The 12,679-nt window shown below is 58.6% G+C and carries 11 protein-coding genes; all 11 read left to right on the plus strand.

The window, feature by feature from the left end; genetic code table 11:
- Positions 1 to 237 precede the first annotated feature (237 nt).
- The 11 genes from V8J88_RS08840 to V8J88_RS08890 are packed head-to-tail and all read left to right on the plus strand — an operon-like array spanning position 238 to position 12,485.
- Positions 238 to 2,382 carry a peptidase domain-containing ABC transporter gene (locus tag V8J88_RS08840; RefSeq protein WP_338849046.1) on the plus strand — a complete coding sequence of 715 codons (2,145 nt, stop codon included), beginning with the start codon at positions 238 to 240 and terminating at the stop codon, positions 2,380 to 2,382.
- Positions 2,355 to 3,707 carry an HlyD family type I secretion periplasmic adaptor subunit gene (locus V8J88_RS08845; RefSeq protein ID WP_338849047.1) on the plus strand — a complete coding sequence of 451 codons (1,353 nt, stop codon included), beginning with the start codon at positions 2,355 to 2,357 and terminating at the stop codon, positions 3,705 to 3,707. Before V8J88_RS08840 ends, V8J88_RS08845 begins: the two co-directional genes overlap by 28 nt.
- A 60-nt stretch (positions 3,708 to 3,767) precedes the next feature.
- Complete coding sequence (gene pseB / locus V8J88_RS08850; RefSeq protein WP_338849048.1) at positions 3,768 to 4,769, plus strand: UDP-N-acetylglucosamine 4,6-dehydratase (inverting); 1,002 nt, start codon at positions 3,768 to 3,770, stop codon at positions 4,767 to 4,769.
- Positions 4,770 to 4,783: 14 nt separating this feature from the next.
- Entirely contained in the window at positions 4,784 to 5,488 is a 705-nt protein-coding gene (gene pseF / locus V8J88_RS08855; protein WP_338849049.1) for a pseudaminic acid cytidylyltransferase, read from the plus strand.
- An 18-nt stretch (positions 5,489 to 5,506) separates the two neighbouring features.
- Positions 5,507 to 6,400: an SDR family oxidoreductase gene (locus V8J88_RS08860; protein WP_338849051.1), complete on the plus strand. Its 894-nt coding sequence runs from the start codon at positions 5,507 to 5,509 to the stop codon at positions 6,398 to 6,400.
- The gene (locus tag V8J88_RS08865) at positions 6,387 to 7,466 is read left to right on the plus strand and encodes an N-acetylneuraminate synthase family protein (RefSeq protein WP_338849053.1); all 1,080 of its coding nucleotides are present in this window, start codon (positions 6,387 to 6,389) and stop codon (positions 7,464 to 7,466) included. Before V8J88_RS08860 ends, V8J88_RS08865 begins: the two co-directional genes overlap by 14 nt.
- Complete coding sequence (locus tag V8J88_RS08870) at positions 7,463 to 8,161, plus strand: glycosyltransferase family 2 protein (RefSeq protein ID WP_338849054.1); 699 nt, start codon at positions 7,463 to 7,465, stop codon at positions 8,159 to 8,161. The genes V8J88_RS08865 and V8J88_RS08870 overlap by 4 nt, the downstream gene beginning before the upstream one ends.
- Positions 8,158 to 9,210 (plus strand): Gfo/Idh/MocA family oxidoreductase, encoded by a 1,053-nt coding sequence (locus V8J88_RS08875; protein WP_338849055.1) that lies wholly within the window; start codon positions 8,158 to 8,160, stop codon positions 9,208 to 9,210. Before V8J88_RS08870 ends, V8J88_RS08875 begins: the two co-directional genes overlap by 4 nt.
- A 19-nt stretch (positions 9,211 to 9,229) precedes the next feature.
- Entirely contained in the window at positions 9,230 to 10,531 is a 1,302-nt protein-coding gene (locus V8J88_RS08880; protein ID WP_338849056.1) for a DegT/DnrJ/EryC1/StrS family aminotransferase, read from the plus strand.
- Positions 10,532 to 10,560: 29 nt separating this feature from the next.
- Positions 10,561 to 11,562, plus strand: a complete 1,002-nt coding sequence (locus V8J88_RS08885) for a GNAT family N-acetyltransferase (RefSeq protein ID WP_338849058.1) — start codon at positions 10,561 to 10,563, stop codon at positions 11,560 to 11,562.
- Positions 11,559 to 12,485 carry a hypothetical protein gene (locus V8J88_RS08890; RefSeq protein ID WP_338849059.1) on the plus strand — a complete coding sequence of 309 codons (927 nt, stop codon included), beginning with the start codon at positions 11,559 to 11,561 and terminating at the stop codon, positions 12,483 to 12,485. The genes V8J88_RS08885 and V8J88_RS08890 overlap by 4 nt, the downstream gene beginning before the upstream one ends.
- The last annotated feature ends 194 nt before the right edge of the window (positions 12,486 to 12,679 follow it).

Below are 12,679 nucleotides of genomic sequence, written 5' to 3' on the forward strand. Positions count from 1 at the left end.
TCAAAGCCCGGCTACACTGGAGCCAGATGATGCTAATGTAGTAACAATGTTGTGCCGCGCATACACAGCCATGATTTGCTGGGAAATGCGGCAAACAGCGGCGTCAGCCATGGCATACTGCAGCAGCAGGGCTTTTTGCAGGTGGCAGCAAAATGGCGCAGAAAATGTGCAAGGGTAAGCTTAGGCAGGCAAAGACGCATAACAGATAATGGGATGCAGCGACCAGGACAAGCAAGCATGCAAGAGAAATTTCCACATACCGTCGTGCAATGTCTGACAGCGGTGGCGCAGCACCATGGCTTGCAAATCAATCCTGAACGATTGATTGATGACTATGCCTTGCGCGCCGAAGAGCCGCAAGACGCGTTGATCTTGCGCATGGCGGCTGATATCGGCTTGAAAGCCAGCGTCACCCATTTGAGCTGGCAAGGCTTGCTCTCGCAACAGGGCGTGTTTCCTTTTTTAGCGCGCTTGCAAAATCAGCGCGCCGTGATTGTGGTAGGGGTGCGCGGCGAGGGGGAACAGGCCAAAGTTGCGCTGCTTGATCCGCTGGAAAACGATGCCGGCATTATTTTGCTCTCGGAAGAGCAATTTTCCACCCAATGGAAAGGGCAGGTCATCTTCTTAAAGCGCAAACACGCGCTGACCGATCCGAATCAACCGTTTTCCCTGCGTTGGTTCATCCCGGAAATCCTGAAACAAAAAGCCGCCTTCCGCGATATTGCCTTAGCCGCCATCGCCATGCACTTTCTGGCCCTCTCTTCGCCGGTATTTTTCCAGCTGGTGATTGATAAAGTGCTGGTGCACCAAAGCCTGTCCACCCTGACTGTGCTGGGCGTGGGCGTGATTTTGGCGCTGGCGTTTGACGCCGGTTTCAGCTTTTTGCGCCAGATACTGACCTTGGCCGCCACTAATAAGATAGACATCCGCATCACGCGCCGCACTTTTTCCCACTTGCTCTCGCTGCCGATTGATTATTTTGAAACCAATACCGCTGGCGTCATTACGCGCCACATGCAGCAGCTGGAAAAAATCCGTAATTTCCTCACCGGGCGCCTGTTTTTCACCGGCCTGGATTGCACCGCCTTGCTGATTTTCTTACCGATTCTGTTCAGCTATTCCGTCAAGCTGGCCATGATTGTGCTGTTTTTCACCCTCATCATCAGCATCATTGTGGCGCTGATGGTGCCGCCGTTTCAGCGCCGCTTAAATGATTTGTACTCCGCCGAAGGGCGCCGTCAGGCCATGCTGGTGGAAACCATACACGGCATGCGCACTGTGAAAGCGCTGGCCTTGGAGCCGGCCCAGCGCCGCGTCTGGGATCAGCGTTCCGCCGAAGCGATTCAAATGCATTACCGGGTCGGCCAGATCTCGATTACCGGCAGCTCGATCACCGATTTTTTAGGCAAATTGCTGCCGGTGGTGATCATCATCATCGGCGCGCAGGACGTTTTCGAGCAAAACCTGACTGTCGGCGCCTTGATCGCGTTCCAGATGATCTCCGGGCGCGTTGTCTCGCCGCTGTTGCAAATCGTCAGCCTGGTGAATGAATATCAGGAAACCGCCTTATCCGTGCGCATGCTGGGCGAAGTCATGAACCGCGCGCCCGAAGGACGCGCCGGGGCAGGGGGCTTGCGCCCGCAATTACAAGGCGAAATCAGCTTTGATGAAGTGACCTTCCGCTATCCAGGCGCCGCCAACAGCGCGTTAAACCGCGCCAGCTTCACCATCGGCGCCGGGCAAGTGGTGGGGATTGTCGGCAGAAGCGGCTCCGGCAAAACCACCGTCACCAAATTGATCCAGGGCTTGTACGGCGTGCAGGAAGGCATTGTGCGTTTTGACGGGGTGGATGCGCGCGAAATTGAGCTGTCCCATTTGCGGCGGCAGGTCGGCGTGGTGCTGCAGGAAAATTTCCTCTTCCGTGGCACGGTGCGGGAAAACATTTGCGCCGCCAAGCCTGACGCCACCTTTGAAGAAATTGTGGCCGCCGCGCAAGCTGCTGGCGCCGATGAATTCATCGAACGCCTGGCGCAAGGTTACGACACCTTGCTGGAAGAAAACGCCTCGAACCTGTCCGGTGGGCAAAAACAGCGCTTATCCATTGCGCGCTCCTTGCTGGCCAAGCCGAGAATCTTGATTTTGGACGAAGCCGCCAGCGCGCTCGACCCTGAAAGCGAAGCGATTTTTATCCGCAATCTGTCAAAAATCGCGATTGGCCGCACCGTCGTCATGATTTCGCACCGCTTATCGACCTTAGTCAATGCCGACCGCATCCTGGTCATGCAATATGGGCGCTTGATGGACAGTGGCCGGCATGAAGAATTATTGCAGCGTTGTCAAACCTACCAACAGCTATGGAACCAGCAAACAAGCCACCTGTGAAGGCGCAGCGCAAGGATTCCCTGGCGGTGGAATTCCTGGCCGATGCCGACGAATTGGAGCGCACCCCGCTGCCGCGTATGGCGCGCTTAACCCTGCATCTGATGTTGCTGGCTTTTATCAGCTTCATTTTGTGGGCCAATTTCTCTGAAGTGGATCGGGTTGTGATCGCCAAGGGCAAGCTGGTCAATCCTGCCCCTAACATCATCGTCCAGCCCTTGGGCACTTCGATTATTCAAAGCATCGATGTGCGCGTCGGGCAGGTCGTGCGCAAAGGGGAAAAACTGGCGATGCTTGACGCCACCTTCACCCAGGCCAATGAAAGCCAGATCAAAAACCGCATCAAGAGCCTGGAAATTCAGCAGCGCACCTTGCGCAATGAGTTGGAAGGACTCGCTTTGCACGACGGCGGCAAAGACGCCGACGCCAATTTGCAAAACAATTTATCCAGCGAACGGCGCGCCAATCTCTCGGCCCAGCGCAAACGCCTGGAAGAAGGCAAGGCGCGCATCAGCGCCACCCAGGAAAGCAATAAACGCGAGCAAAGCGTACTGCAAGACCGCATGCGCGCGGCGCGCGAAATGGAAAGCATGCAAGAAAAACTGGTCGAGCAAAACTTCGGCGCCAAAGCGCAATTGCTGGCTGCGCGCGACAGACGCCTGGAAATCGAACGCGATTTGCTCACCGCGAAAAACCGCGAACAGGAATTAAAGCGCGATCTGGCCGCATTGGATGCCGAACTGTCCGCCTTGGAAAAAGGCTGGCGGCAAAAGCAAATGGAAGAGTTGCTGACCATCACGCGCGAGCGCGATGCGCTGGCCGAAGAGTTGCAAAAAGCGAATAAGCGCAGCCGCCTGGAAACCCTGTACGCACCGGCTGACGGCGTGGTGCTGGAAATCACCAAGCTTTCGCAAGGCTCGATCATCAAAGAAGCCGAACCCATGCTCACCATCGTGCCGCTGGGCGCTGAGATGGAAGCGGATATCCAGATTGATTCGGTGGATGTGGGCTATGTCAAACCGGGCGATAAAGTGCACGTCAAGCTCGACGCCTTTCCCTTCCAGCGCCATGGCATGCTGGATGGCGAAGTGCGCACCATCAGCGAAGACGCATTCCGCCGCGAAACCAATTCCGCGCCCGGCATGGAAGCGTATTACCAGACCAGGGTTGCGATGAAGCATTTGAAATTGAAAAACATGGGCCCGCGCACCCGGCTGTTGCCGGGCATGACCTTGAGTGCGGAAATAGTGGTAGGCAAACGTTCGGTGATGTCTTATTTGATCTGGCCCTTGACCAAGGCGCTGGATGAATCGATCCGTGAGCCGTGAGGCTTTTTGGCAGCAACCGTCATGCCTTCTGGCATGGCATGAACACAACGGGAACACGCTATGCTTAACGATAAAACCATCCTCATCACCGGCGGCACAGGTTCATTTGGCAAGCAATTCGTCAAGACGATTTTGAGCCGCTTTACGCCGAAAAAAGTAATCGTGTATTCGCGCGACGAACTCAAGCAATATGAAATGGCGCAAACCTTCAACGCCCCGCAAATGCGCTATTTCATTGGCGATGTGCGCGACCAGTCGCGTCTCAAACAGGCCATGGACGGGGTGGATTATGTGATTCACGCGGCCGCCTTAAAGCATGTCCCGGTGGCGGAATACAATCCGATGGAGTGTATTAAAACCAATATCTATGGCGCCGAAAACGTGATTCAGGCCGCGATTGCCTGTGGCGTTTCGCGCGTGATCGCGCTGTCCACCGACAAGGCCGCCAATCCCATCAATTTATACGGCGCCACCAAGCTGGCCTCTGACAAATTATTTGTCGCCGCCAACAATATGGTTGGCAACCGCGACCTGCGTTTTGCCGTGGTGCGCTATGGCAATGTGGTGTGTTCGCGCGGTTCGGTGATTCCCTTCTTTCAAAAACTCTTAGCAGAAGGCGTGAAAGAATTGCCGATCACGGATGCGCGCATGACGCGCTTTTGGATCACGCTGCAAGAAGGCGTCGATTTCGTGATCAAAAATTTCGCGCGCATGCATGGCGGTGAAATTTTTGTTCCCAAAATCCCCTCTGCCCGTATCACCGACCTGGCCGAAGCCATGGCTCCCGGCATGCCGCTGAAAATCGTCGGCATCCGTCCCGGCGAAAAACTGCATGAAGTGATGTGTCCGGCGGATGACGCTCACTTGACGCTGGAATTTGACGACCATTTCGTGATTCAACCCTCGATCACCTTCAATGTGCGTGACGATTACACCCATAATCAATTGGGCGAAGTCGGCAAACTGGTGCCGGCCGGCTTTGATTACAGCTCGGGCAGCAATCCCGTGTTTTTAGACATCCCGGCGATCCAGAAACTGGTGCAAACCGGCTTGAGCGGCTAGGAGGAATCTGAATCATGAAAATCGCCATCATCCCGGCGCGCGGCGGCAGCAAACGCATTCCGCGCAAAAACCTCAAAGAATTTTGCGGCAAGCCCATCATCGCGTATTCGATTGACGCGGCGCGCGCATCGGGCTTGTTTGATCATGTGATTGTCTCGACTGACGATGAGGAAATCGCCGCGCTGGCGCGTGCGCTGGGCGCAGAGACACCCTTTATGCGCCCGGCGGAATTGGCGAACGACCACGCCACCACCGTGCCGGTGATCCGGCATGCGCTGGAATGGGTGGCGCAACACATGGGGCCGGTTGAATACGGTTGCTGCATTTACGCCACCGCCCCGTTTGTGCAGGCATCCGCCTTGCGCGCCGCGCATGACAAGCTGATCCAGAACAAAGTGACAGGCTATGTGTTTTCCGCCACCACCTTCCCGTTCCCGATTCAGCGCGCCTTCAAGCTGCACGGCAATGGTTTGGTTGAGATGTTCCACCCGGAAAACTACAACACCCGCTCGCAGGATCTGGAAGAAGCCTATCAGGACGCCGGCCAATTTTACTGGGGCAGCATGGAAGCTTATATGAGCGGAAAAATCTTTTTCGCCACCGATTCCATGGCCCATGTGCTGCCGCGCTATATGGTGCAAGACATCGACACCCCGGAAGACTGGAAACGCGCCGAACTGATGTACCGCGTTTTGCAGCAAAATGGCGATTTGGCTTGAACCAGTGAAGGGATGTGGATGGAAAGGATTTTGATCACCGGCGCCAGCGGTTTATTGGGCAGCAGCCTGCTGCCGGCAATGCGCGCCGCCGGATGGGACGTGACAGGGCAGGGCCGTAAGGCCGGGACGCACGCCAACTACTGGCAAGGTGGACTGGACAGCCGCCAGGCGGTGCACGCCATGCTCGATGCGCTGCAACCGCAGGCTGTCATCAATCTGGCCGCGCTGACCAATGTCGATCTGTGCGAAGAACAACCGCAGCAAGCGTATGACTTGAATGTGCGCCTGGTGCAAGATTTGGCGTCCTGGCTGGCCCCGCGCGATGGCTATTTAGTGCACATCTCCAGCGACCAGGTGTATGACGGCAGCGTCTTGGGCGCGGCGGAAAGCGGCAGCACAGAAGCGCAATTGTTTTTGCAAAACACCTACGCCTTTTCCAAAGTGGCTTCCGAATTGGCGGCGCAAGCCTGTCACAGCGCCTGCCTGCGCAGTAATTTTTATGGCAAAAGCGCGTGTCCCGGACGCCCGAGTTTTTCGGATTGGATCATCAACAGCTTACGCCAGGGGCAGCAAATCAAGGTCTTTCAAGACGTCTGGTTTTCGCCCTTGTCCATCGCTAGCCTGTGCCGCCTGATTCCGCAAGTGCTGCAAGCGCGCTTGTGCGGCGTGTACAACCTGGGCAGCCGGGAAGGCATGAGCAAGGCCGATTTTGCCTTTGCGCTGGCGCAGGCGGCAGGTTTGCCAACTGAGGGATTGCAGCGCAGCGACAGCGCGCAAGCCGCCTTACGCGCCAAGCGGCCACGCGATATGCGCATGGATTGCGGCAAACTGGAACAGGATTTACAGCAAGCCATGCCACGGCTGGCAGACGAAATCACACAATGCGGGAGAGAATATCGTGCAACGCCCTGACACCGAACTCAATATTTCCGGCCGCCTGATCGGCGAAAACCACCCGACTTACTTCATCGCCGACATTGCCGCCAACCATGATGGCGACTTGGAGCGGGCCAAGGATTTGATCTATCAAGCCGCCGAAGCCGGCGCTGACGCCGCCAAATTCCAGCATTTCCAAGCCAAAACCATCGTCAGCGACCATGGTTTTAAAAGTCTGGGCGGACAGCAATCGCACCAGGCGAAATGGAAAAAGAGCGTGTTTGAAGTGTATCAGGACGCCAGTGTGCCGCTGCTGTGGACGCAAACCCTGAAAGAAACCTGCGACGCCGCCGGCATCACCTTTTTCACCAGTCCTTATGACAAGGCGCTGGTGGATCATATCGACCCCTATGTGCCGGCGTTTAAAATCGGCTCCGGCGACATCACCTGGCTCGACATCATCACCCACATTGCAGCCAAGCAAAAACCCTACATCATCGCCAGCGGCGCCTCCAGCATGGATGAGGTGGACCGCGCAGTGCAAGCCGCGCTGGCGGTGAATACCCGGCTCGCGCTCTTGCAATGCAATACCAACTACACCGCCAGCCTGGAAAATTTCAAATACATCCAACTGAATGTCTTGAAATGCTATCGCATCATGTACCCGGAAATGGTGCTGGGCTTGAGCGACCACACCCTGGGCCACACCACTGTGCTGGGCGCTGTCGCCCTGGGCGCGCGCATTATTGAAAAACATTTCACCGACGACACCAAGCGCGAAGGGCCGGACCATGGTTTTTCGATGGACCCGCAAGCCTGGCGCGCCATGGTGGACGCCACGCGCGAACTGGAAAACGCGCTGGGCAATGGCATCAAACGGGTCGAAGAAAACGAAAAACAAACCGCGATATTGCAGCGCCGCGCAGTGCGCGTGACACGCGATCTGGCCGCCGGCAGCGTTCTGACGGCAGACGATGTGACAGTGTTGCGGCCCTGTCCCACCGGCGCAATCAGCGCGGCGGATGAACAAGCCGTGCCAGGCCGCACCCTGCGCCGCGAAGTCAAGGGCGGCGAACATTTGAGCTGGGGCGATTTGGCATGACGCAAAGCGGCGCTCAAGTCGTGGCGCAAGTCGCCATCATCATCCCGGCTTTGAATGAGGCCGCCACGATTGCCCAAGTGGTGCAAAAAGTGGCGGCCTATGGCCAGCCGATTGTGGTGAATGACGGTTCGCAAGACGCTACCGCAGAACTGGCGCGCAAGGCCGGCGCGATTGTGGTCAGCCATGCTGAAAATCGCGGCTACGACCGCGCCTTGGCCAGCGGTTTCGCGCAAGCCGCGCAGATGGGCTTTGCCTTTGCCATCACCATCGACGCCGACGGCCAGCACAACCCCGGCCAGCTGCGCGAATACATTCAGCTCTTGCAGCAAGGCCATGACCTGGTGCTGGGCGCGCGCGACCGCCTGCAGCGCTTCTCAGAATATGTGTTCGCCTGGGTCGGGCGGGCCGTGTGGCGCGTGCCGGATCCCTTGTGCGGCATGAAGGGCTACCACATGCGCCTGTACGCCGCATTGGGACACTTTGACAGCTTTGAATCGATCGGCACCGAATTGGCGATTCGCGCAGTGGCCAGCAAGGTGAACGTGGCGCATACCGCCGTCATCACGCGTGACAGACTGGACGCGCCGCGCTTTGCGCGCCGCTTGCGCGCCAATTTTAAAATTTTGCGCGCACTGGCGATTTTGCTCGGCCTGCAGCTGCGCGGCCGCTTAGCCATCAAGGAATTGACGCCATGATGACGGACGCAGAACCGGTGCGCGTGGCGATTATCGGCTGCGGCCAGATCGGCGCCATGTGGGACAGCCCGCAATCCACGGCGCCGGCATTAACCCATGCCGCCGGCTTTTCCCGCATTCCCGGCGCGCAATTGTGCGCGTTTTGCGATACAGATTTAGCGCGCGCGCAACAAGCCGCCGCGCGCTGGGGTGTGGCGCATGCTTATGACGACGTGGCGCAGATGCTGCAGCAACAGCGCCCGCACATCGTCACGATTGCCGCCGCCACCCAGGCCAGAATGCGTATTTTGCAACCCTTGCTGGGGCAGGGCGTGCGCCTGCTGGTGCTGGAAAAACCGCTTGCCGCCACCCTGGAAGAATCGCAAGCCGTGGTGCACGCCTTGCAGCAGGCCGGACAAGCCGCACTGGTGAATTACTCGCGCAACTGGGACAGTGCATTGCAAACCCTGTTCGCCCACATCCGCGCCCGGCGCTGGGGCCAGATCCAGCGCTTGCAAGCCTGGTATGGCAAAGGCCTTTCCAACAATGGTTCGCACATGATTGATCTGGTCTGCCAACTGCTGCAAGCGCAGGTCGTGCGGGTGCGCGCAAGCTGCGCCCCGCTGCCGCCGGAAGAAGCGCAGTGGAGCGCCGGCGCCGGCCAGTCTGCCGATCTGGCGCTGGACTGCAGCCTGGAATATGGCGACGGCGCCCAGCAATGGCGGCTCGATATGCTGGCCACTGATCAGCGCGACTTCACCTGTTTTGAGCTGCGCATCATCTTGCAGCAGGCCATCATCGACATCAGCCAGGGCGGGCGCGCCATCAGCCTGCGCGCAGTGCAAGATGATCCGCATTACGCCAATTACCGCATCCCCGGCCCGGCGCAGGAAATCGCCGGCAGCACACTCGACGCCATGCAAAACATGGCGCAGCAGGCGTTCGACTGGGTGCGCGGCAGCAGCGAAAAACTGGCATGCGCCCCTGAACAAGCCCTGCAGGTGGCGCACACCGTGCATGCGCTCAAGCGCAGCGCGGCGACCGAATCTGGCAACTGGATTGCGCTGTGAGCGCAGAGAGGAAGAGCAAATGAGCAAATTGGCAATCAATGGCGGCACGCCGGTGCGCGTGGCCCCGTTTCCGATGCGGCGCACCATGGGGGAAGCCGAAAAACAGGCAGTCATGGCGGTGATGGACACGGACAAAATTTCCGGCTTCTTCGGCAGTCCCGGCGACCAATGGTTGGGCGGCGAATATGTGCAAGCCTTCGAGCGCAAATGGGCCGAGGCGTATGGCTTTGCGCACGCCATCAGCGTCAATTCCTGGAGCACCGGCCTGATGACCGCGATTGGCGCGATTGGCATAGAGCCGGGCGATGAAGTCATCGTCTCGCCCTACACCATGTCGGCCTCGGCCACCTCGATATTGTTTTATGGCGGCATCCCGGTTTTCGCTGACATCGACCCGGATTCCTTCAATATCACAGCCGACACCATCGCCAAAGTGATCAGCCCGCGCACCAAGGCGATTATGGTGGTGCACATCTTCGGCCAGGCGGCGGACATGGATCCGATTCTGGCCTTGGCGCGCCAGCACGGCTTAAAAGTGATCGAAGACGCCGCGCAAGCGCCCGGCGTGCGCTACAAAGGGCGGCCAGTCGGCTGCTTAGGCGATATCGGCGGCTTTTCTCTGAATTACCACAAGCACATTCACACCGGCGAAGGCGGGGTCTTGGTGACGCAGGATGCGCAACTGGCCAAACGCTGCCAACTGATCCGCAACCATGCCGAAAACCTGCTCGAATACACCGGCATGGAAGACATGTGCAATATGATAGGCAGCAATTACCGCTTAACCGAGATCCAGGCGGCGATTGGCAGCGCGCAACTGGATAAACTCGAAGGTTTATTGGCGCTGCGCCAGCGTTTAGCCGCGCATCTGAGCGCCGCCTTGCAAGGCTTGCCCGGCGTGACCCCGCCCAAAACAGATCCAAACTGCGGCCACGCCTATTATCTTTACCCGATCAAATATGACGCCGCCGTCACCGGCGTCTCGCGCGCCGACTTGGTGCGCGCCGTGAATGCCGAATTGCCGCACGCCGCGCACTGGGAGCAAACCGTGCTGGCGCAAGCCTATGTCAAGCCGCTCTATTTAGCCGCGCTGTACCAAAAGAAAATCGCGCTTGGCAGCAAAGGTTTTCCCTGGACGTTGCAGCCGGAGGTGGAGTACAACTACGCCAAAGGCAGCTGCCCGGTGGTGGAAAAAATGCATGAAGAGCAAATGATTTTCACCCCGATTGTGCGTGAACCGCTCACTGAGCGCGATATGGACGATGTGGCGGCGGCTTTTCATAAAGTGCTGCACAACCTGGACCAGATTCCACGCGCATAACACCGCAGCCTACCAGGAAAGGACGCGGCATGGCCGACTTGCGCTGGCAAGAGTGTCTTGATCCCGGCTACTGGGACAGCCTGGTGGCCGCTTCGCCGCAAGGCACGCTGTTTTCAAGCCATGCCTGGCTCAAGGCGCTGGGCTGCCGCTACCGTTGCTGGCTGGCGCTGGATGGCGCGCGCGCGCTTGGCATGATCGCCGCCTGTGAAAGCGAAAACGGCGAAGATTTGCGCCAAATGCCCTTCACCCCCTATCAGGGCTTGCTGTTCGCCGCGCCGCCTGAGCGCGCCGCGCCGCCGCTCTCACGGCAACAGGTGCAGCAGCAATTTTGCATTGCCGAATTCATGATCGAGCGCTTGTGCCAGACCTACAGAAATATTGATATGTCACTCTCCTGGCTGGCGCCGGATATACGGCCCCTGCTGTGGCACAATTTTCACAAGCCGCAACTCGGGCAATTCCGCCTGCAGCCGCGCTACACCGCCTTGCTGCATCTGCAAGACAGCGCGTATATGCAGGCGCAGGCGCGCGCCTGCCGCCGCCAGGAAAACCGCAAAGCCGCCGCCTTCAGCGTCGATTTTCACGCCAGCCTGGGCGATTTCATGGATTTATACACACAAACCTTTGCGCGCCAGGGCATTGCGCTGGCCCCGGCGGTGCGTGAAACGGTGGCGCGCTTGTGCCATGCGGCGCAAGCGGGCGGGTTTGGCTGCTTGTCGGCATGCCGGAGTCCGGCGCAAACCGGCTTGCAGGCAATCGCCTCCAGCACCCTGTTTGTGCATGATGAAAAGCGCGCCTACTACCTGTTTGCGGCGAACAATCCCGCGCTGCGCCACAGCGGCGGCGCGACCCGGCTCATCTTCGCCAATTTTGAACATGCGCGCCTGCGCGGTTTGCCTGAGGTGGATGTGGTTGGCGTCAACTCGCCAAAGCGCGGCGATTTCAAACTCAGCTTCAACCCCGCCTTAACCCTGTATTTTGACGCCCACCTGACCCCCGGTCAGCCGGACGAGGATAGAAAACAACTATGACGCCCCCGAGCCTGCCCGCGCCCTTTGCGCAGATGGAAGAAATCGCCCTGGTGGCGCACGACGCCGGCGGCGCTGAAATATTATCCGCCCTGGCGCTGCAGCATGCCGAATATGCCTGGCGCATCTGCGCGCACGGCCCGGCGGCGGCGGTGTTTGCACGCAAGATGAAATTTCATCCCTTCACACTGGAAGCCGCCATGCATGGCGCGCAAGGCTTGCTGTGCGGCACCGGCTGGCATAGCGATCTGGAATGGCGCGCCATGCAAGCCGCGCAACAGGCCGGCATGCCCAGCGCGGCTTTTCTCGATCATTGGGTGAATTACCGCCAGCGCTTTACGCGCGAGGGGCAAACCGTGTGGCCAAGCCAGATCTGGGTCGGCGATGATGATGCGCACAGACTGGCGCAGGCCATGTTGCAGGCAGAGGGCGCGCAGCAGGTGGCGCTCAGCCTGTATCCGAATCCTTATTTTGCAGAAATCCGCGCCCAATTCGCCCGCCTCAAAAGCCAGGCCCCGCAAGCCTTTGCCGACAGCCCGCATTTGCTGTTTGTCAGCGAACCGCTGGCGGCGCTGGCCGAACGCGAATACGGCGACCCGCGCCACTGGGGTTACACCGAATTGGAAGCGCTGGATTATCTGATCGAAAAACTGCCGGCCAACAGTCATGTGGTGATCCGCCCCCATCCCTCGGAAGCGGCGGATAAATTCGACGCCTATTTAAAACATCCGAAATTGCATATTCATGTCGATAGCGCCACCCCGCTATACGTCCAAATCGCCGCCGCCCGCACGGTTTATGGTTGCAACAGCATGGCGCTGGTGGTGGCGCTGCTGGCGGAAAAGCCCGTGGTGTGTTGCATCCCGCCGGGGGGCAAGGGCAGGGTGTTGCCGCACAGGGAAATAGGCTTGTTGCAGTCTGATTAAGGCCCGCTCCGCGCAACAGCCTGCGCAAGGAAAACCTGTGAGTTTGTGGTGGGAGCGGCTTCAGCCGCGAAAACCGGCTGCTGATATGGCGCGGCGCGTATTCGCGGCTAAAGCCGCTCCTACCGGTATTTTGTTAATTCACAGCTTGATCCGATGGTGGATTTTCGGGTGTGCGGATTGGTTGATTTTCCTGC

The sequence above is a fragment of the Massilia sp. W12 genome (assembly GCF_037300705.1).
GTDB lineage: Bacteria > Pseudomonadota > Gammaproteobacteria > Burkholderiales > Burkholderiaceae_D > JACPVY01.